16 protein-coding genes and 1 tRNA gene are annotated in these 20,050 nt (G+C 56.4%); 7 read left to right on the forward strand and 10 right to left on the reverse strand.

Annotated elements, in window-relative coordinates; translation table 11 throughout:
* Positions 1-225 precede the first annotated feature (225 nt).
* Both ACVDG4_RS04645 and ACVDG4_RS04650 read left to right on the forward strand, forming a co-directional pair.
* Positions 226-1,089: a hypothetical protein gene (locus ACVDG4_RS04645; protein ID WP_447234175.1), complete on the forward strand. Its 864-nt coding sequence runs from the start codon at positions 226-228 to the stop codon at positions 1,087-1,089.
* Positions 1,090-1,750: 661 nt separating this feature from the next.
* The gene (locus ACVDG4_RS04650; RefSeq protein ID WP_447234176.1) at positions 1,751-2,509 is read left to right on the forward strand and encodes a hypothetical protein; all 759 of its coding nucleotides are present in this window, start codon (positions 1,751-1,753) and stop codon (positions 2,507-2,509) included.
* A 247-nt stretch (positions 2,510-2,756) separates the two neighbouring features.
* Here the strand turns inward: ACVDG4_RS04650 and ACVDG4_RS04655 are convergent.
* Together ACVDG4_RS04655 and ACVDG4_RS04660 are read right to left on the reverse strand one after the other, a co-directional pair.
* Positions 2,757-2,841, reverse strand: a tRNA-Leu gene (locus ACVDG4_RS04655).
* 93 nt (positions 2,842-2,934) lie between these two features.
* Entirely contained in the window at positions 2,935-4,446 is a 1,512-nt protein-coding gene (locus tag ACVDG4_RS04660; RefSeq protein ID WP_447234177.1) for an NAD(P)H-hydrate dehydratase, read from the reverse strand.
* A 421-nt stretch (positions 4,447-4,867) separates the two neighbouring features.
* Here ACVDG4_RS04660 and ACVDG4_RS04665 point away from each other — a divergent pair, with 421 nt between their 5' ends.
* Both ACVDG4_RS04665 and glnA read left to right on the forward strand, forming a co-directional pair.
* Entirely contained in the window at positions 4,868-5,206 is a 339-nt protein-coding gene (locus tag ACVDG4_RS04665) for a P-II family nitrogen regulator (protein ID WP_008195509.1), read from the forward strand.
* A 132-nt stretch (positions 5,207-5,338) separates the two neighbouring features.
* A complete protein-coding gene (gene glnA / locus ACVDG4_RS04670) occupies positions 5,339-6,748 on the forward strand; it encodes a type I glutamate--ammonia ligase (RefSeq protein ID WP_133950135.1) in 1,410 nt (469 codons plus the stop codon).
* Between the two features lie 109 nt (positions 6,749-6,857).
* Here glnA and ACVDG4_RS04675 read toward each other — a convergent pair whose 3' ends face one another.
* From ACVDG4_RS04675 to ACVDG4_RS04705, 7 genes are all read right to left on the reverse strand, one after another.
* Complete coding sequence (locus tag ACVDG4_RS04675) at positions 6,858-7,649, reverse strand: substrate-binding periplasmic protein (protein ID WP_447234178.1); 792 nt, start codon at positions 7,647-7,649, stop codon at positions 6,858-6,860.
* Between the two features lie 82 nt (positions 7,650-7,731).
* Positions 7,732-8,772, reverse strand: coding sequence for a DmpA family aminopeptidase (locus ACVDG4_RS04680; RefSeq protein WP_447234179.1), 1,041 nt, complete (start codon positions 8,770-8,772; stop codon positions 7,732-7,734).
* A gap of 54 nt (positions 8,773-8,826) precedes the next feature.
* Positions 8,827-9,306: a P-loop nucleotide/nucleoside kinase family protein gene (locus ACVDG4_RS04685; RefSeq protein ID WP_447234180.1), complete on the reverse strand. Its 480-nt coding sequence runs from the start codon at positions 9,304-9,306 to the stop codon at positions 8,827-8,829.
* A 106-nt stretch (positions 9,307-9,412) separates the two neighbouring features.
* Complete coding sequence (phnE, locus tag ACVDG4_RS04690) at positions 9,413-10,318, reverse strand: phosphonate ABC transporter, permease protein PhnE (RefSeq protein WP_447234181.1); 906 nt, start codon at positions 10,316-10,318, stop codon at positions 9,413-9,415.
* An 80-nt stretch (positions 10,319-10,398) separates the two neighbouring features.
* Entirely contained in the window at positions 10,399-11,406 is a 1,008-nt protein-coding gene (gene phnD, locus ACVDG4_RS04695; protein WP_133950143.1) for a phosphonate ABC transporter substrate-binding protein, read from the reverse strand.
* 23 nt (positions 11,407-11,429) lie between these two features.
* On the reverse strand, positions 11,430-12,254 hold the full coding sequence (phnC, locus tag ACVDG4_RS04700; RefSeq protein ID WP_447234182.1) for a phosphonate ABC transporter ATP-binding protein: 825 nt from the start codon (positions 12,252-12,254) through the stop codon (positions 11,430-11,432).
* A gap of 192 nt (positions 12,255-12,446) precedes the next feature.
* Positions 12,447-12,716, reverse strand: coding sequence for a tyrosyl-tRNA synthetase (locus ACVDG4_RS04705; protein WP_420337881.1), 270 nt, complete (start codon positions 12,714-12,716; stop codon positions 12,447-12,449).
* A 305-nt stretch (positions 12,717-13,021) separates the two neighbouring features.
* Between ACVDG4_RS04705 and tyrS the strand changes: the two genes are divergently transcribed.
* Entirely contained in the window at positions 13,022-14,275 is a 1,254-nt protein-coding gene (tyrS, locus tag ACVDG4_RS04710; protein WP_447234183.1) for a tyrosine--tRNA ligase, read from the forward strand.
* A gap of 891 nt (positions 14,276-15,166) precedes the next feature.
* Here the strand turns inward: tyrS and ACVDG4_RS04715 are convergent.
* Entirely contained in the window at positions 15,167-18,457 is a 3,291-nt protein-coding gene (locus ACVDG4_RS04715) for an AsmA-like C-terminal domain-containing protein (protein WP_447234184.1), read from the reverse strand.
* Positions 18,458-18,680: 223 nt separating this feature from the next.
* Here ACVDG4_RS04715 and bcp point away from each other — a divergent pair, with 223 nt between their 5' ends.
* Together bcp and ACVDG4_RS04725 are read left to right on the forward strand one after the other, a co-directional pair.
* A complete protein-coding gene (bcp, locus tag ACVDG4_RS04720; RefSeq protein ID WP_447234185.1) occupies positions 18,681-19,148 on the forward strand; it encodes a thioredoxin-dependent thiol peroxidase in 468 nt (155 codons plus the stop codon).
* 43 nt (positions 19,149-19,191) lie between these two features.
* Positions 19,192-20,028 (forward strand): ferritin-like domain-containing protein, encoded by an 837-nt coding sequence (locus tag ACVDG4_RS04725; protein WP_447234186.1) that lies wholly within the window; start codon positions 19,192-19,194, stop codon positions 20,026-20,028.
* Positions 20,029-20,050 lie beyond the last annotated feature (22 nt).

Here is a 20,050-nt window from a genome sequence, read left to right on the forward strand (position 1 = left end):
ATACTCGACAGCCCCAATTGACGTGGACGTTTCACAGCAATAACCGAAAACATGTGCGTAAAGCCGTGGAGCGCGCGCTCAACAAGTGTCTCCAACAACACCGTGATTTATGGGCCTCTTTTTCAATACCGCCATTCTTAAGCTGTAGGGGAGTTCCGAGCCGGACCGGCATGACCTATATTGGCAACACGGAGCAAAGGTCGGCAACAAGGACTGGAGAAGAACGTGTCACCAAGCAAGGGCCGGATTGAGCGCCTGATTGATGCAATTGCGACGGAGTTCCAGTCCCATCTGATCGACCTTCGAAACACGTCTACATCCCTTGAAATCAAGGATGGCGCGGTTGAGAAAATGATCTCGCGCCAGGCTCCATTTGGTGTCATCGGTCTGAAGATACTGGTGTCTGACCCCGGTGATGCTGGCCGGTACATCGAGCATGCCTGGAATTTCAGCATCGGGATTACGGGATGCGTGTTTGCGCTTCTGGATGTCGATTACCAGAACGACGTCTGGATCGGAGATGAAACATCAGCCGATTTTGCGGGGCATGAGCACGTTACCTACAAAACCGCCGAGCAAATGATGGCCTTTCACGGCGATGAATTCGGTATTGGTCAACTCTTCGTTGAAAGGGTTGGCGCATTGTGTCCGAGCTTGCTTGAAAAACCACCGCTGTTTTTCCGCCTACCGCGACGGGCGCCGCCCGCCTACCGATACACACTAGCACCAGCCCATGTTCGCGCGGCCTTGGGTCTTTCTAGTGCCGACCCCACCATTTTGCTTGAAGTCATGATCAAGGAGCACGGGATTGATCCCTACACAATCCTGCTGTCGTTCCAATCGGATACAAATTTCTGGCTGGTTGACCTGCCCGAAACGCTTGCCGATCGATACCAACACGGGTTGATGGGACAAGACCTCGGTGAGCATCATACCAACCTGGAGGTCGGAGCAACCATTACCGCAGACACATCGAGGAAGACCTACAGGTTTGCAAACGGCGGTCCCGTTGACGAGAAGCGGGATGGGAGCTCCTATTCGATGTCGGGAACTGTGTCGGCTCGCGGATATATGGCACGGCCCATCTGACGACAGGGGCGCGGTGTAAACCTCCATCAAGCGCCACAACAACGTCTCAGGCCGGTCATTGAATGATGTTTTCTTCGATACCTGTAGAGCTATGTCAGGCTAACGTATCCGGCCGTCACGACGGGATATGGCAGATGGCTGGATCCTTTAAACAGAGCGCCCTAGCTACATTCGTGGTTGGAAACGTTCTGGCAGTGTCAGGCTTCTGTGAGACCTGCGTCAGAATAAAAACAGCACTGAGCCAAACAAAAAAGGATACAAATCTTGGAGACAGGACCGTGGATCATCGCCTTGGGGTTTATGGCGGCGGGTTTTATCATCTTGGAAGGCCCACGCGCCGACGCGCAAACACAACGGCCTGATGTCCGGTCGATGACCTGCAGCCAAGCAAAAGCCCTTGTGCAGAAACAAGGTACCGTAAATTTTGCTACAGGGCCGAACAGCTGGACCCAGGTCAAAGCCGGGGTCAATTACTGCGCCGACAGAGCGGTTTCCCTGACACCTGTTGTTGCTCCGACCAAAGATAATCCTCAGTGTCAGGTCGGGTTCACCTGCACCCAAATGCGGTACTCGACACGATAAATACAAGGAGATTTCCCCAGCTTGCCGTTAGCGAGCCGCATACGCTTCATCGGCCGCCCTTGAAAGGAGCCAGGCACATATGTTGAGCCTTTTCGACCGCGGTCCGTTTATCGCCTTTGAGCCGTCTCGCGGCGTCATCTGCCGGTGTCTGAATGTTGAGGCTGCAGCGGAAGCACTCAAAGTCTTTGACGGGATTGGCGAGATCCATGTCGACCAAAATTTCGCCGGCGGCACTTATGTCATCGATCCGGATCTCGACGCGCTAAAGGTCGCTTTTGTGCCGCGACTGGGGCGCCGAATCGAACCGGCGTCGGACAAGGACCACCGCGCGCTCATTGATGGTGCCGAAATGGCGGCATCCGTCACCCTCCACCATCTCGGTCTCTCTCCGGAAGACTGTGAACGGCTTTTCAAGGCAGATGTTGAAAATGCCCTGATCTCAACGGCATTTCCCTTGAGTTTCCGGTATGAGTGCTCGAGCGCGAGGGACATCGCCGAGACACTCGGCCCGGGTCGGCTGTTCGGCCATTTGAGAGTGGTCCCGCAACGATCTGCAGACCCAGCGGCACATTTCTTTGATTTCGATGCGGCCTACTCCCACGCGCACGCGACTCGTGGAACACTTGAAGTGTTTGACTTTCGGACTCGATCGGCCCAGCCGCGGCTCGCAGCACAATCAACTGCCGGGCTTGAAGTCATGGAAGAGCTGCGAACTGTCTGCACGGAAGTCCTGGAGGCCATCGCAGACTATTGCGGGCTTTCATCGGCCGAGGATGCTGACAAGCTAGATCTGTTCAAGCAAACAGGAGCCATGTCAAACGGTCAAACTCGGCACTAAGAGGCAAATGCCAGGATGGTAGATCCTCCTGGACCGAATAACTGCAGCCATCTTGAGACCTGGCAACAACCAGTTCCACCGCTTGGAGGTGTTTTATGATCAGGTAGTTGCTACCACACGTATTCGCCTCACACGCATCAGGGGTAACACTGGGGCAAATTGCGGGGTAAAATCCGCGACTTCACAAATAAAACAGTCGGCCAGAGGCCAGCATCGTAAATAACTCAATTACTTGCTGTTTGAGTATTGGTGCGGATGGAGGGACTTGAACCCCCACGCCTTGCGGCACCAGAACCTAAATCTGGCGTGTCTGCCAATTTCACCACATCCGCGTCGCAGGAGCTTGGACACTCCGCGTTTGAAGCGGGGCCTCTATAACACCCCGACTTTTTCCGTCAAAGGAAAAATAACGCGTCTGCCAATTATCACGCAAGACTTGTCCACAAGTGCCGGATCGGCTCCCTCAACGCCGCCGCCAAATCTTCAGCAATAAGGCCGGGGCCAACGGTCCGGCCAGCCTCTCCATGCAACCAGACCGCCTGGCAGGCAGCCTCAAATGCCGGAACACCTTGCGCCAGTAGGCCGGCCGCGATCCCTGCCAGCACATCACCGGACCCGGCGGTTGCCAGAAACGGCGGCGCATTGCAGTTGATCGCGGCCCGGCCGTCCGGTGCTGCAATGACTGTGTCGGGGCCTTTTAAAATGAGTATTGCACCGGAACGGCGTGCGGCCTCCCGCGCCCGTGCAAGCTTGTCGAGGCCGGTCAGATCCGGAAAAAGACGCTGAAACTCGCCGTCATGCGGCGTCAGGATAGCTGACGATGCGTTTTCTTTGATCAAATCAAACAGCTTCTGCGGGTTTTCTGAGAAATTGGTCAAGGCATCGGCGTCCAGCACCAAGGACCGCCCTGTCGCGATAATGGCCTCGACAGCTGCTTGTGTGTCCTCTCCGATCCCGTATCCTGGTCCGATCAAAACGGTGTTCAAACGTGGGTCGGACAGAAATTCCGGGATCGCTTCAGGACCGGAGACCTTTTTCAGCATGACTGCCGTTAAGTGCGATGCGTTGACCATCAAGGCGTCCGGCGGCGATGCCAGAGTGACGAGCCCCGCCCCGGCCCGAAGCGCAGCCATGGCTGAAAGCCGCGCTGCACCGGTACTAGCCATGGGTCCACTGAAAACGACGGCGTGGCCTTTTGAGTATTTGTGACCATCCACTGCCGGGTGCGGCCAACTCGCAAGCCAGAGGTCCGGTATATTTTCAAATGTCGCTGGCCCGATTGTGTCGAGCACGCCAGTTTCAATTCCAATCTGAGCGACGGTGACCGAACCGCATAATCCGCGGCCGGGGAACAGCAGATGCCCGGGCTTTTTCAGAAAGAATGTAACGGTCGCATACGCCTTGATCGCATTCCCCATGATCTTTCCGGTCGCACCGTTGATGCCGGATGGCAGGTCCACCGCTATGATTGCAGCGCTTGATCCATTTACAGCTTCAACCAGCTCGGCCGCTGGACCGGACAGCGGACGATCCAATCCCGCTCCGAATAAGGCATCGACAATGACATCGGCCCCAGTGAACCGGTCTGCCATATGCCCGATCAACTGATCTCCGGATGTGAGGATCTCAAATGGCAGGGTCATAGCCGCAAAGGCTGCAGCAGCGTCCCCCTTCAAGCCGGACGGGGATTTGAGGAGATCGACCCGGACATCATACCCCTTTTCTGCCAAGAGCCGTGCGGCAACAAATCCGTCGCCGCCATTGTTGCCTGGCCCGCAAAGAATATGAATGCGCCCTCCCGCCGGTGCGTAGTTTGCGGCCATACCGGCTACCGCTGATCCGGCGCGCTCCATCAGATCCAAGCCCGGACGGCCGCCCTCGATCGTCAAACGGTCTGCCTGGCCCATTTCGTCTGGAGTGAGTAGCGCTGCCGTCATGACCATCCTTCGTATGCCCAACAAAATGGAAATTGTTCGGCGTTATCATACGCATCTCTAACGGCAATTCACCCCGCAACAAGATCGGCGAGACGCCCGGCATTGAGGCGGCCTCCGGCAAGACCAGACATCGGGATCCACTCAACTGCACACTTTGTAATCATAACGGCTATTTTTTATGCAAATTTGTTGGACGGCCTCACTCTGACGCCTCGACTTTCGCGATAACGTGCTAAAAATAGCGGCGGAATCCTGCCGGGATGGAAATTCTGACAAACAGACCGACAATTGGCACGCTTCGTGCTTTTGCTTGGCAACAGCTCTCAGCTGACCCGAACCAGTGCGTTTTAGTCTGGCGGCGGTCCGAAAGAAGAGCGTTCGGGCAGACCCTGCCATTACATGTGGAGAGAGACATACGGTGATGAAAAAGATCGAAGCGATCATCAAACCTTTCAAACTCGATGAGGTCAAAGAAGCTCTTCAAGAAGTCGGCCTGCAGGGCATCACAGTGACCGAGGCCAAGGGATTTGGCCGTCAGAAAGGTCACACCGAACTTTACCGTGGCGCTGAATACGTTGTCGACTTCCTGCCGAAGGTCAAAGTCGAAATCGTGCTTGGATCGGACATGGTGGACAAGGCTGTCGAGGCGATTCGCAATGCTGCTCAAACCGGTCGTATCGGCGATGGCAAGATTTTTGTCTCAAACATCGAAGAGGCAGTCCGCATCCGGACCGGCGAGTCCGGTACTGACGCTATTTAACCCTCACCTGTTCCGGCATTTCGCCGCACACCCAATTCCGGACTATCCGCGCCGAGACAAACACCTTAAACACTCTGCCGGACCGGGACCAAAACCCAAACGTTCACACGAAAAATCAAAGGGATGGACATAATGACCACCGCTGCTGATATCCTGAAGCAAATTCAGGAAAAAGACATCAAGTTCGTCGATCTGCGCTTCACTGACCCGCGCGGCAAGATGCAGCACGTCACCATGGACGTTGCACTGGTTGATGAAGACATGTTCGCTGAAGGCGTCGCCTTTGACGGCTCTTCCATCGCCGGCTGGAAGGCCATCAACGAATCCGACATGATGCTCATCCTGGATCCGGAATCGGCTCACATCGATCCGTTCTTCGCCCAGTCCACCATGGCGATCTTCTGCGACATCATCGACCCGATCACCGGCGAAGCTTACAACCGTGATCCGCGCATGACCGCGAAGAAGGCAGAAGCCTACGTCAAGTCCGGCGGCTTCGGCGACACCATCTACGTTGGCCCGGAAGCCGAATTCTTCATGTTCGACGACGTCCGCTTCAACGCCGACCCGTACAACACCGGCTTCATCCTGGACAGCTCCGAACTGCCGTCCAACATGGGCTCCGAGTATGAGACCGGCAACATGGGCCACCGCCCGCGCACAAAAGGCGGTTACTTCCCGGTCCCGCCAGTCGACAGTGCACAGGACATCCGCTCCGAAATGCTGTCCGTGATGGGCGAAATGGGCGTTCCGACTGAAAAGCACCACCACGAAGTGGCGGCTGCCCAGCACGAACTCGGCATGAAGTTCGACAACCTGACTTCCTGCGCCGACAACATGCAGGTCTACAAGTATGTTGTTCACCAGGTTGCACACGCATATGGCAAATCCGCAACCTTCATGCCGAAGCCGGTTTTCGGCGACAACGGCACCGGCATGCACTGCCACCTCTCCATCTGGAACAACGGTGAGCCGACTTTCGCTGGCAACCAGTACGCAGATCTCTCCGAGACCTGCCTGTACTTCATCGGCGGTATCCTGAAGCACGCGAAAGCCCTGAACGCTTTCACCAACCCGTCCACCAACTCCTACAAGCGTCTGGTCCCGGGTTACGAAGCACCGGTTCTTCTCGCCTACTCTTCGCGTAACCGGTCTGCGTCTTGCCGCATCCCGTTCACGTCTTCTCCAAAGGCGAAACGCGTTGAGGTCCGCTTCCCGGATCCGACTGCAAACCCGTACCTCTGCTTCTCTGCCCTGTTGATGGCTGGCCTTGACGGTATCAAGAACAAGCTGCACCCGGGCGACGCAATGGACAAAAACCTCTACGATCTGCCGGCTGAAGAACTGGCCGAGATCCCGACGGTTTGTGGTTCCCTTCGTGAAGCTCTGGAAGCCGTTGATGCAGACCGTGAGTTCCTCAAAGCCGGCGGCGTCTTCGACGACGACCAGATCGACGCTTATATCGAACTGAAGATGGAAGAAGTCGAGCGCTACGAAATGACCCCGCATCCGGTCGAGTTCGACCTGTACTACTCTGTCTAAGACAGGTTCGGCGTCAAACACGGAAAGCCCCGGTCACTCGACCGGGGTTTTTCTTTTTGATCCGATGAAACCTTGAAAGAGGCAGGGCCGAACCCTCGCTGGCCGTGGGTCAGTTCTCGCCTGTAAGCACGCTAACCGCAGCAGCTCCGGTGTACTTCTTCAAAATGTCGGCTTGAAAACCGTCTGTGATGATGCTGTCCAGGCCGTTCTGCATGCGCTGGAGCAATGCTTCATCGGTTTCAGGGTTACACGCGAGCGCATTTCCGATGATGTCGCCAAACCCATGAACCAGCTCGATCTCAACACCTTGCTGCACAAGCGTGTGAAACGTCATGCTTGAGATCGCGGCAAGGTGCAGCCTCTCTTGAACAAGCTGTCGGATCACCGTTTCAACATCATCAAAATAGTCGATGGAGCCGAAGCCCTGGGTCTTCAAGACATATTCGGCGTAGTCGCTCCGCTGAGTGCCGACGGAAAAGTTGCCAACAATATCGGCCAAGCCTGACGGGATCTGCGATCCGGCCTTCTTGATCAGGAACAGTTCAGCGCCACCGAGCGGTGATATCCAGGCAAAGGTCTCGGCTCTTGCCGGTGTATAGGCGGTGGTGAAGACACAATGATTTTTCCTGTTTTCAGCCAACCAAAAGGCCCGGGACCATGGGAGCATCTCCATTGTGAATTCAATGTTCTCCCGGATCATGATTTCCCGCACCTGATCCGCGCCGAGCCCCACGATCTCTCCGTCCCGCATGAAATTGAAGGGCGGATAGTTTTCCGTCACAAGATGAATTTCCGTCGCTTGCGCCTGCTCTACCACGGCTAAAAGACCGCAGATCAAGCCGAACGAGCTGATCGCATTCCGCAAGGGTTTTAATCCACTGGTCCACATCAGAATGATCAAGTCCTGTTCTTTCCGATGCTATTAATCCAGCGAAGTCTTACAATTTGCTTGAGTGAGATATCAAACGATCTGGATAATCATCTCAATTTTGATCCAGCCAGTCCTTCAAGGACGGCCGGAAGCTCGTCCCCTTCCCGTACATGGCGGGAGATGCAATCATTGCATTGAGCACCGCCTCCTGGGTGGTTTCCGCCGCGGCCTGAAACAGAAGATCGATCTTACCCTCATGCATATGATCGCGGGCGATCAGATCGCCTTCTGGATTGTGCGGTATCTTGTGAGCTGTTGAGAACGCAAAACCGATGTCGCCACTGCCATTGCCATAGAATGAGCCGAGCCTTGCCAGACCGGCGCCTGCGCGCCGTGCAATCCGTTTCAGCTGCCGGCTTTCCAGTGGCACATCCGTTGCAAGAACAACGATGACAGATCCGCGTTCCTCCGGTGCTGCCATTCCTTCAGGCGATGGCCTGCGCCCATCCGGAAGGACCAAATCCCCGGCCCTGCCAAAATTCGCCTGCACCAAGGCGCCCAGTGTGAAGGTCTTGCCATCCAATTTAAATTGGCGGGATGCCGACCCAATCCCGCCTTTGAATCCGAAACAGCTGATACCGGTCCCTGCCCCGACACTGCCTTGCTCAAAATCTGTAGCCGCAACCGAAAGTGCCGCGTTGGCATCCTCTTCGGTCAACGCAATCGCGTTGATATCGCTTAAGTAACCGTCATTGCACTCCATCACGACCGGATTGACAGTCCCCTTCGCGCGGTCAATTTGAGGATTTTGTTTCAGCTCCCTCCGGATCAAGGCGTGAATGCCTTCTGCCACCCCGAAAGTGTTGGTGAGCAGGATCGGGGTCTCCAGGGTTCCGAGTTCCTCCACCTGGATCAGGCCCGCGCTTTTGCCAAAGCCGTTTATGACGTCGCAGGATGCGGCCAACTTTTCCAAAAACAGATTGCCCGGATGCGGGACGATGGCCGTGAACCCCGTCCGAAGGTCCCCATCAATGATAGTCTTGTGCCCAACCGTGATGCCCGCGATATCCGTGATCAGGTTTCGGGGCCCGGGTTGCATGGTCCCGCAGATCAGACCGTGGGCACGTGCTGGCGATGCATTTGTCGGCCTCATAAGGTCTTTGCTCCCTTCAGCGGGTAGAAAACATGTCGGCCAGCATCCGGAGACTTAGCGTTCCAATACGTCAAAGCCTTCATCCGGAGTTGGCGGGACGAAGTATTTGGTAACTGCTTCAAATTGCTCATCACTCACAGAAAACGGATGGCTACCACTGGCATTGCGCGCCCGCAGACGCTCCTTGCAGATCTCGTTGGAAACATTGAGGTAATGGAGCGTATGATCGCAGCCGCTATTTTTAGCAACACGCCGCATCCAGACGCGCGTCTCCGGCGTGTTGGCCGGAAAGTCGAGAACCACAGACACGCCGGTTTTCAAAAGCCCAATCACATGCGGCTCCATGACGGCTCGTAGCCTTGCCGAGACCCGCACATAGTCTTTGACAGTCGACATTTCAGGTCCAAACAATTCGGCCAGCCAACTGTCTTCACTGATCAAAACGGTTGCTGGTTGGCTTGAGAGGTCTCCGGCAAGCGTTGACTTTCCAGAGGCGATCTTGCCGCACAGGATATGGAGATGTCCGGGTGTCATGGAGAAGCCTGTTAGAACCCGCTGGTCGGATATTTGTCACTTGAGGCCACGAAAGTGGCACCAGACCGGCAGATTCGCAACGACGGCTTATGCTTGGAGCGCTTTATCAGCGCGCTAGCAACGTCTCCAGGCCAATCACGAGAAGGGTCAAGAACAGGAAGTAGGCAGCAAACCGGCCGTGGTCGGTGCCATCGATCACGACCTTGCGCAACAGCGACCCGAAGATATCAAGCAAGGAAACCGTTATGAGGATGATCAATAGGATCGCAGCGCCAGCCGAGTAGTCAAAGCCGCGCAGGGCTTCTGAGAGCGACATGCCAATACCGCCCGCGCCGACAATGCCGAGCACGGTCGCAGAGCGCACATTGGCTTCAAACCGGTAAAGGGAATAGGAAATCCAGAGCGGCAGGACCTGCGGCACGACACCGTAGACGATCTCTTGAATAGCCGGAGCGCCTGTCGCCTTGATGCCCTCGACCGGACGCGGATCGATCGCTTCCACGGCCTCTGAAAAGAGTTTTGCGAGCGTGCCCGTCGTGTGGATCGTGAGCGCCAGAACCCCTGCGAGCGGCCCTAGGCCGACGGCCGCCACAAAAATCAGGGCAAATACCAGCTCATTGATTGCCCGGAAGGCATCCATGAGTCTGCGCACTGGGAACACGATCCAGTAAGGCGCAATATTGGACGAGGACAGTAATCCGAACGGGATCGCAAGGATCACCGACAGAAAGGATCCCCAGACCGCCATTTGGACGGTTTCGAGCATCAAGTTGAAATAGCTGTGCCAATACCGGAAGTTCGGCTTGAGAAAGTCTTCCAGCAGCATGGCCATGTTGCCACCGCCGGTGAATACCTGGCCCATGCGGTGCATATCCGCCGGATGGAAACTCCAGACCAGCATGACGATCAAACCGCCCCAGATCAGAACGTCAAAGACCTTCTCCTGAGTGGTTCGACCCGGGACTTCAAGAACGGGCTCGCCCGTATTGAGCACGTCTACATTACTGGTCATGGAAAGTGTCCTGTCGGAGATCAAACAAGAGCATGAGGGAATGCCCTTATGCCTCCCCTCATGCCTGTGTGCTGCGCTGATTACTTGCGCGGGCGGGCAGCAGCTGCTGCGCGGATTTCTTCGATCTTGGTGTTGATTTCCAAGATTTTCGCGGTCCGCTCGTCGTCGGAATAGGTGTCGTCACCCTCGATGGACATGCGCTGACGGATCTGATCCATTTCGTAGAACGGCCACAGCTGGGCGTTGGAAGACGGAATGAACGGTCCCATGTCGATCATGGCCAGGTTCTCACGCGCCTTGGCCACTTCCTCGTCGGTGCCCTGACGGCCATAGGTCATGAAGAAATACATGATCTTCGACTTGATGCTTTCATCGAGCTCCGGACGCCAGGCCATCGGATCAGACGCGATCAGCGGAGAGCGCCAAATTTCCTTCAGTTCGGCAAAGAGTTCCGGCTTGGCGTTTTTCAGGCGGGAATACATGCCGGTGGAGGACGCAACAGCTGCATCAACCTGTTTGGTTGCAACCGAAATCAGGTTGGTCTCGTGGTTGGCGTTGCGAAGGGTCTTGAAGCAGTCCTTCGGGTTCACACCTTCCTTGGCGAAAACGAAGGTGGACGGGACAAGAAAACCGGACGTGGAATTCGGATCGCCGATGCCGAAATTCAGATCCTTGTTGCACGCCATTACATCTTCATAAGTGAGACCGGAGTCCTTGTGAGTCACCATCACCGACCAATAACCACGGTCTCCGGTCGCTTCGGTCGTTTGAGCGAAAATTTCGGCACCAGCGCGGTCGACGGCAACCATTGCAGACTTGTTGCCGTACCAGACAACGTCGACCTTGTCGAAGCGCATGCCTTCGATCACACCGGCATAGTCAGCAGCAAAGAACGGCTTTACCGGCATACCCAGAGAGGCTTCCATGGCTTCCAGGAACGGGCCCCACTTTTCACGCTGCGCAGAGCTGGATTCAGTGGACAGAATGCCGAAGTAAAGTTCTTCCGGGTTTTCACGCTCGGCAAGCGCCGGGCCGCTCAAACCAACCATAATCGCTGCAGACGCAGCAATGCGAGTAATCAATTTCATCACGATGTCTCCCCTGGAGAGATTCAGGCCGTCGCCGGGATTGGCGCGGTCCCGAAGTCTTCGGCATCCGGCAGCACAAGTTCTTCGCTGGCCTCACCGTAGATTTCGCGCAAAAACTGGGTCGTCAGTGCATGGCTCGGACCGTCGTAGACGATCTGTCCGGCCCGCATGGCAATCGTGCGTTTGCAGTACCGGCGGGCATATTCGACCTGGTGCAGGGAAACGACCACGGTCGTGCCGTCTTCCTCGTTGATCCTGGACAGGATCCCCATCACGCGCTTTGCCGAAGCCGGGTCCAAGGACGCAATCGGCTCGTCGGCCAGGATGATTTTAGCCCCCTGAACAATCGTCCGGGCAATGGCCGCGCGCTGCTGTTGGCCGCCCGACAATGTTGACGCCCGCTGGCGCGCCTTTGTCTCAATGCCAACGCGCTGCAGGGCGCGCATTGCAAGCTGCTTTTCTTCTGATGAGAAAAAACCAAAGAGGCCGCGCCAAACCGGCACTTTTCCAAGCAGTCCTGCAAGGACATTGGTCAAGACACTCAGTCGCGGCACCAGATTAAACTGCTGAAACACGACACCGATGCCGGTTCGCGTCGCCGAGATGTTTTTGGAGATGGCGCCGCTGTCTTGAACTGGGTACCCATTGATCGAGATCTGACAACAGCCACTATTCCTGTCTCCAGCCACCAGACCGGAAATATGGCGGATCAAGGTGGATTTTCCCGAGCCGGACGCGCCGATCAGCGCAACGAACTCACCATCGGCGACCGTCAGATCGACGCCATCCAAGGCGCGGATGCCACCCCGGAACGTTTTGGACAATCGTTTTACCGTAATCGCAGACATCGACGCCTCCTTGACCGGGAGGGTCGTAACAAAAGCGCAGACTGCGTGAGTGAAGGATTGGTGTCATTCTGATGAAATCTGCCGCGCTCAAGACCTGCGCACTTGGAAGCAGTGTTTGGAAACAAAAGCTTATCCAAAAAACGAAAGGCCCCCGATTGGAGGCCTTCGTTTTAAGTTCTTGTATCTGATTGATCAGTAACAGACCCGGCGATACCCAACGACAACATAGCGGTGTTCATAAGGGCTCCACCGGCGGACGGCCTGGTTGTGGCAGCGGACGGGCGCGACATATCGGGGCTGTACCTGACTGGCGATAATAGCGCCGGCAGCAAGCCCAATGATCGCGCCGGCGGCAACAGCGCCCGCCCGGTTTCCGGCATGGGCTTCAGTCGGCGAAACTGAGACTGCAGCCGTGGCGAGGGCAGCAGTTGCAACTGCTGCGATAGCGAATTTCCTAAACATTTCAACTCCTCCTCCGGATCAACATGCGCCCTTGAGCGCCAACACCCACACAACAGGATGAGACCGCCCTTCCAGCTGTGATTGGGGTCACGCTTGTTGTTTTTTGCGCAGGATTGCTCGCCGCGCCGTCTCCATGACCCGATCTGAGATCCTTCGTCATGGAAATTGCGCAAGAAACGAAGCTCGCCAAACCTTTGAAGACCGAACTTTTAGACCCTGTGCAATTTACATCATTGCTTTGCCGGTATAGAGCCATGCCCAACAGGCAAATGGCCACACGACAGTTGCATCTAACGGGCAGACACATGAGCGAGTTCAAGTCAGAGTTTTTGAAAGTTCTTTCCGAGCGCGGGTTCGTTCACCAGATCTCGGATCCTCAAGGCCTCGACGAGCTCTGTGCCAAAGAAACCGTGACTGCCTATATTGGATTCGACTGCACGGCGCCGAGCCTGCATGCCGGGTCCCTTGTGACCATCATGATGCTCTACTGGTTCCAGCAGACCGGCCACCGGCCGATCGCGCTTATGGGCTCCGGGACAACACGGGTCGGCGATCCGACCGGCAAGGATGAAAGCCGCAAGGTTCTGTCCGATGAAACCATCGAAGAGAACAAGGCCGGCATCCGGAAGGTGTTTGAAAAGCTCCTTACCTTCGGCGATGGTCCGACGGATGCCGTCATGATGGACAACGCCGACTGGCTGCTCAAACTCAACTACATGGAGTTTCTGCGCGACATCGGACGGCATTTCTCGGTCAACCAGATGATCCAGCGCGATTCCGTCAAGCTGCGCCTGGAGCGGGAACAGCACCTGTCCTTCCTGGAATTCAACTACATGCTCCTTCAGGGCTACGACTTCCTGGAGATTTACCAGCAGACCGGCTGCCGCCTGCAAATGGGCGGCTCGGACCAGTGGTCCAACATCCTGTCCGGTGTGGATCTCATCCGCCGCAAAGAATCCAAGGAAGCCTTTGCGCTGACCGCCCCACTTCTGACAACCTCTTCCGGTGCCAAGATGGGTAAGACGGCGGCCGGCGCGGTCTGGCTCAACGAAGAGCAGCTGTCGGCCTATGACTACTGGCAGTACTGGCGCAACACCGAAGATGCGGATGTCGAGAAATTCTTGAAGCTCTTCACCATCCTGCCGCTTGACGAGATCAGCCGTTTGGCAGCGCTCGATGGGGCGGGCATCAACGAGGCCAAGAAGGTGCTCGCTACCGAAGCCACCGCGATGATCCACGGGCGCGAAAAAGCGGAAGCGGCCGCCGAAACTGCGCGCAAGGCGTTCGAAGAAGGCCAATCCGCGGAAGGTTTGCCGACTGTCGAAGTGGCAAGTGCTGACCTTGAGGCCGGGCTGGGTGTTTTGAACGCCTTTGTCACGGCCGGGCTGTGCGCGTCCAACGGCGACGTCCGCCGCAACATCAAGGGCGGCGCCGTCAAGATCAACGACAAGGGCGAGCAGGATGCCAACCGTCAGCTCACCCCGGCGGATGTGACCGAAGACGGCATCATCAAGCTGTCGCTTGGCAAGAAGAAACACGTTCTCCTGAAGCCGGTCTGATCAATTCAGCAAGCCAAAAGAAACCGAAAGGCCGGGCGCTCCTGCCCGGCTGCGCTTGATGACAAACACCACGCCTCTGGATAGCCATCCTCGGCCCTGCCGAGGATAACCTGTGAGAAGAATGAGCTTTGATCTCAAGCGCACGCCGCTTGTGGTGGTGTGCCGAGTGGAAAATGTATTTCTGTTTTAAAACGGTATTTACTGCGGCGCGAATACTCTTCTTGATTGAAGAAAACCTACATTTGCAATCAAACTCAAAAACGACCAGGAAAACGGGCTTGCCATGCCGCTGTGTGCCAAGGTTACAGAAGAGGTCGATCAAAAACTGGACGCCCGAAGAAAGGTAAGAGCCCCGCAGTGCCTTGCACCGCAAGACGGGACCAGCGGCGAGAGACCCAGGGGCCTGCTGCTCACCGGACCGCCGGAACTCACAGCCAAGTTGGAACACAACCTGAGCGGCATGCTTGGGGGAAGCGATGAAGGAACCAATCAGTGCAGTCGATTCTCGTAACCGTGTTGTTGGTACTTATCGCTCTGTTGTTTGTTGTAGTTCAATGTCGGACCTATTTACTTGCGAAAGCTGATCCGGAATACAGGTATCACAATGTCAGCTGGCGAGGCTTTGCTTACCGCGTGCACCATCTAAATAAAACTCCAGAAAAGGTAGTTATCATAGACAGAATTACATCAAGAATATTGTATTTCATATTTTTTGTGATTTTAGCTACTTCGGTGTTGATAGGTATGCACTAGTTGGTTTGATGACAAATGCTGAGTGTTATGCAGAAGGCGTTCGTTTTCTGGTGAGGAAGGGTTTGAGTTCAGAGTGTGATTAGATGCGTTAACGGTCTAGCTCCGGGCCATCCGCTCGCTTTTTTTGTCGCGAGCCCGCTATTCCGGCTGGAACTCAAACATCCGGCGGAAGATGCCGGGGGCGATCGCTGAAATCGGATTGACCGACAGAACCGGGTCGGACAAGGACCCGGACAAGCGGTAGGTCACACCGATCAACCCTTCCCCCGTGCTGCCGCCAAGCGCAAACCCCAAGAGCGGGATCTTGGAAAAGAAATTGTTGAGCGCATAGATCGGAACGAACGTACCGGTGAGATTGAGCGTCTGCTGTTTGAGATCCACCGTGCCGGCCACCGTGCCGCCAAGCGCATTGCCCTGCAACGCGCCGCGGCTGATCGTCATCTGGTCCCCTTCCCGGGTGAAATTGATGTCGAGTGTTTCAAATGAAGCCGTGCCGCGCGCGCCTTCCGCAGTGTTGACCTGCGGCTGGCGCACGATTACGCGGCTTGCCTCATCCCGCGTGTTCAAGTTGGTCGTGCTGATGCGCTGAATGGCCGGATCTTCTGTGATTACCAGCGAACGCACCTTGAAATCGCCCACCCAGCTGTCGGCGTCGGCCATGGCAACACTCAAGGTTCCCCGCCCGCCACGCATACGTTTGTAAAGATCCAGAAACGCCAGCATGGCGCCCGTATCGTCAAAGCGTCCGTCTGCTTGTTGCGCACCGCCATTGCTCGTCAACGTAAAGCGGAAGTCTGAGCTGCCGCCAACGAGCCCGCTGATATCGGCGGCCATCAAGCCGCGGGCTCCGGTGTCCACCCGGCCCCTGACGGTCCCCATCCAGCGTTTGTTGAACCCGGTCATCCGGTCAAGATCCACGGCAATTCGGGCCCCGTCGGCAAAATCGCCGGCACCTTGGCTCCCTCCCGGACTTCTAAGGCTCTGGATCAAGCCACGGCCGTCGAAATTCTTGCCGGAAAAAATAATGTCATACCGGCCACTGTCCGCCCGGGTGATGTCGATTTGCGCATCATCGCCTGGCCGCAGCTGGAACCGCGGAAAGGATGCTTCAGTAAGCTCGCCAGTCGCCGACAGGTGGATTTGACCAAAGATATCCGCGCCTTCCGAAACCAGCTCGAAGTCCTGGACAACTTTCTTATCGTCGGTTTCGATGAGCTTGAAGGAGGCGGACGCCGGTACGCCCTTTGCCTTTCGCCAACCAAGCGCCTGAAGCCGGACTTCCGTCTCTTGAAGGTCGATGCTGATGTTCTGACCGCCCTCGGCCTTGCCCGCACTGACCGTCATCGGGCCATCCAGGAATGCTGTCAGATCAATTCCACGGGCCTTCAGCTGATCGGCTGTCACGGACGCCACGACATCCTGACGCCGTGGGTCGCCTGCTCCAGATAGCGGGACCACCAGGTTGATATCCGCGTTCAGACCGTCGAACTCACCGTTGCCGGAGATCACGATTTGGCTGCGATCTGCCTCGATCGACAGATCAGCATTTTGGATCTGGTGGCCCATGATCGGGTTCTCGTCAGAGAAGTCTTCCGATCGGCCAACCGCTTTCCAGGTGACATCATCCATGTCGATCACGCGTTCCATCGGGAAACTCGCGGTGATATCGACAACGCCGTTCCCTGTCACACCACCGGTTTTCAAGTTCGCACGGTCGAGAACCTCAAACGGTTTTGCATTCAACAATGCCCCGATTTCCGCGTTCCCGCCTTCCAGCCGTGTCTCGACCTTTGCGATCTTTCCGACACGCAGAGGCAGGTTGTGGATCTCAAAAACCGTCTCAGGAACGACGACATCATCTTCCCCAGGCAGATCGGCTGTGCCGCCGCTGGCCTTGACGGTCAGGACTTCGTTTTCGATGGTCATAGTTCCGGACAGGCCATCCACCACGGCAACATCGCCGACAGGCGCAACAGCACCGTCAACGAAGCTCATGGTCATTGCCATATCGTCGCCAGACCAGCCCGCGTCCGGATCAAGATGATTGAACGCAGGCGGACGTATGGCGGCTGTAAAGGACACAGTTTCGATCAGACCTGCCTTGATCCGCTCGATGATCCATTTGCGTGCCGGCGGCACCAATGTGATCGGCCAAACCTTTTTCGCAAGGGAGATCGGGATCTGTTCGCCATCAACGGCAATCGCCAAGTACGGCCCATCCGAACCGATTTGGATGTTCACAACACCCGTTGCGCTTGCCTTGCCCGAGCGCACCGAAAAGCGGCTGATATCAATTTGCTTCTCCGCCAAATTGAACCTGCCCTGAACCGTGGCACCATCCAGCATTTGCGGCAGCTCACGCACATCCAACGGCCCGACCTGAGGGTGCTCGGTTTCCAGGCGGAAGTCCCAGACCGGCGCATCGCTGGTAGGTTGATCAATCTGTCCAGAAAAGAAGATCCGCGTATTGCCCCGGATAAAATGGGACGTCTGGATATCTATCGGCTTGTCTGGCCCGCGGTATACTGCAGACAATGCGACATCATCGAAGGCAACCAGCGTCCGTCCCATCTGGAACCAGCCGTTTTGGACCCTCGCAACAGCGTTCGCAGAGATCAGTTCCCCATTTTCATCCAAAACGCTGTCGAGTTTCGCCGACGCCGGCAGCCTCAAGCCCTTGCCATACGCTGTTGCCGCGTCGGGACCCAGAAGTTCGGCAAGTGTAATCCCGTTGACGACGGCCGCCATGCGGGTGCCAGGCCCGGTCTTGGACGGCGCTCTCAGGAAATCCAATCGCCAAGAGGTCACCCGCCCGCCAACGCGGGCGCTCGCAGAAATTTCGCCATCCGGAGACCGGAACACGTCCGCATTGATGTTCGTGAAGGATCGCGGCGCCGGTCCCGTTATATCAAAAGCCCCGTCGGAAACCGTGACGGACGTGAGACCCCGGCGGACAAACTGATCATCGATCACATTGCCGATGCGATTGACGGCTTCAGACAACTGGCTGATCTCGGGAATGACTGCCGGTCCGCCTTTCAGGGCGATCGTGACTTGCGGCTCTTTTAAATTGAGGGATGCGAACCGGATGTCTCCCGACCATAGGGCTGATCGGGTCAACGGCGCTTCGAGCCGTGGAAGCTTCAGTGTGACCGGTGCGCCGCCGCTGATATCAACACGCACATCTTCAATGACGATCCGGATCCCGTCATCGGCTGTAAAGTCTACACTGGCGCTTTCAACCGAAAGGGTGACTGGTCCACGCGTTCCCTGCGATGCCAGAAGATTTCCAAGAAAAGGAACGGTGACCGGGCCTGAGGCAAAGATCGCGCCCACGAACACGATAAGGCCGACAAAGACCAGACCACTGGCCAAACGCAGAATTCTGCGGCGTTTCCATGGGGCCGGTTTGGGCAGTTCGTCTTTCATTCCGTCCGGTTGCGACAATTACATTCCGTCCGTTGTCCCTCGGGCAACCCGCGGGATATCTTTTCAACTGCGTACTATTCCAAGAAGCCCGCACATCCGTTGCATTGAACGAGTCGTATCAATGCATATGATAATGTGAAACAAGCACCAAAAGCGATAGCCGCTTCCCACCCAGCTGCCGAATTCGGCATTAACGCACAAAACTTGACAGAAGGATGGCGACATGAGCGATCTGGCCATAGGCGATGCTGCACCTGATTTTGACCTTGAGGCAGACGGCGACAGCCGTATCACCTTGAGCGACCTGAAGGGCAAACCGGTCGTGGTTTACTTCTACCCGAAGGACAACACACCGGGCTGCACCAAAGAAGCGATTGCCTTTACCGACAACATCGACGCTTTCAAGCAACTGGGCGCAACGATTGTCGGGATTTCACCAGACAGTGCCCGCAAACACGACAATTTCATTGCCAAACACAATCTTGCGGTGCGTCTCGGCGCCGACACCGACAACGCGACTGCCGAGGCCTATGGCGTGTGGGTCGAAAAGGCCATGTACGGCAAAAAGTACATGGGCGTTGAAAGAGCCACATTTCTGGTAGACGCAGACGGAAAAATCGCTCAGATCTGGCGCAAAGTGAAAGTGCCCGGACATGCAGAAGCCGTTCTTGAGGCCGTGAAGGCCCTCTAGACTTGCATCCCCCGGTGCGCTGATAACCAAGTCAGACGCTCAGATGACAAACACAGAAACTCTGCCGGTGCCGGCGAACCTTGTTGCCGGCGCCCGCGCCATTGTCGAAGCAACCGATACAGCCGAAAAGGTCCGGCTCGCCTATGCTGTTTCCAAGGCCTGGTTCAAACGCGACCTGGCTCTCGGCTCACCGTCAAAAGACGGCCATATGCCGGACCGTCCCGGACGGCCGAACAAGCCGGAGTTGCTTGCCCCGCGCGACATGCCCAAACGCAAGCTGTCGGGTACCGCCGGCCGGCTAGCCCTGATCCACTCCCTCGCCCACATAGAACTCAATGCGGTTGACCTGACCTGGGATCTGATCGGCCGGTTCGCCCATGTCCGCCTGCCCCGATCCTACTATGATGACTGGGTCCGGGTGGGGCTTGAGGAAGCAAAGCACTTTTCGATGTTGCAGGACCGCCTCGGCCAACTCGGCGCATCCTACGGAGACATGCCCGCCCATGATGGTCTTTGGCAGGCCGCGCAAGACACCGGTCACGATCTCGCGGCGCGGCTTGCAATCATTCCCCTCGTCCTCGAAGCCCGCGGGCTCGATATCACGCCGCCAATGATCGAGAAGGCCCGGAGCTTGGGAGATGAAGACACAGCCAAATGCCTGGATGTGATTTACCGCGACGAAAAGAACCACGTTGCGTTCGGCGCCAAGTGGTTCCGATTCTTGTGCGACCGGCAGGGGATTCGCCCGGAACCAGCGTTTCACAGCTATGTACGCAAGCATTTTCGTGGCGCTTTGAAACCGCCATTCAACGATCGCGCGCGATCCGAGGCAGGCTTAACCCCCGGTTTTTACAAGCCTCTTGCCAGATTAACCGGCTGAAAACACGCATTTGAAGACGAAT

This window comes from Roseibium sp. MB-4 (genome assembly GCF_053005265.1).

Bases quoted from the DNA above. Each gene is read 5' to 3' on its own strand.
- ACVDG4_RS04725 (WP_447234186.1), top strand. From the start codon at position 19,192: ATGACAAACACAGAAACTCTGCCGGTGCCGGCGAACCTTGTTGCCGGC.
- ACVDG4_RS04715 (WP_447234184.1), bottom strand. From the start codon at position 18,457: ATGAAAGACGAACTGCCCAAACCGGCCCCATGGAAACGCCGCAGAATT.
- ACVDG4_RS04705 (WP_420337881.1), bottom strand. From the start codon at position 12,716: ATGTTTAGGAAATTCGCTATCGCAGCAGTTGCAACTGCTGCCCTCGCC.
- ACVDG4_RS04660 (WP_447234177.1), bottom strand. From the start codon at position 4,446: ATGACGGCAGCGCTACTCACTCCAGACGAAATGGGCCAGGCAGACCGT.
- tyrS (WP_447234183.1), top strand. From the start codon at position 13,022: ATGAGCGAGTTCAAGTCAGAGTTTTTGAAAGTTCTTTCCGAGCGCGGG.
- ACVDG4_RS04665 (WP_008195509.1), top strand. From the start codon at position 4,868: ATGAAAAAGATCGAAGCGATCATCAAACCTTTCAAACTCGATGAGGTC.
- phnE (WP_447234181.1), bottom strand. From the start codon at position 10,318: ATGACCAGTAATGTAGACGTGCTCAATACGGGCGAGCCCGTTCTTGAA.
- ACVDG4_RS04680 (WP_447234179.1), bottom strand. From the start codon at position 8,772: ATGAGGCCGACAAATGCATCGCCAGCACGTGCCCACGGTCTGATCTGC.
- phnC (WP_447234182.1), bottom strand. From the start codon at position 12,254: ATGTCTGCGATTACGGTAAAACGATTGTCCAAAACGTTCCGGGGTGGC.
- glnA (WP_133950135.1), top strand. From the start codon at position 5,339: ATGACCACCGCTGCTGATATCCTGAAGCAAATTCAGGAAAAAGACATC.
- bcp (WP_447234185.1), top strand. From the start codon at position 18,681: ATGAGCGATCTGGCCATAGGCGATGCTGCACCTGATTTTGACCTTGAG.
- ACVDG4_RS04650 (WP_447234176.1), top strand. From the start codon at position 1,751: ATGTTGAGCCTTTTCGACCGCGGTCCGTTTATCGCCTTTGAGCCGTCT.
- phnD (WP_133950143.1), bottom strand. From the start codon at position 11,406: ATGAAATTGATTACTCGCATTGCTGCGTCTGCAGCGATTATGGTTGGT.
- ACVDG4_RS04685 (WP_447234180.1), bottom strand. From the start codon at position 9,306: ATGACACCCGGACATCTCCATATCCTGTGCGGCAAGATCGCCTCTGGA.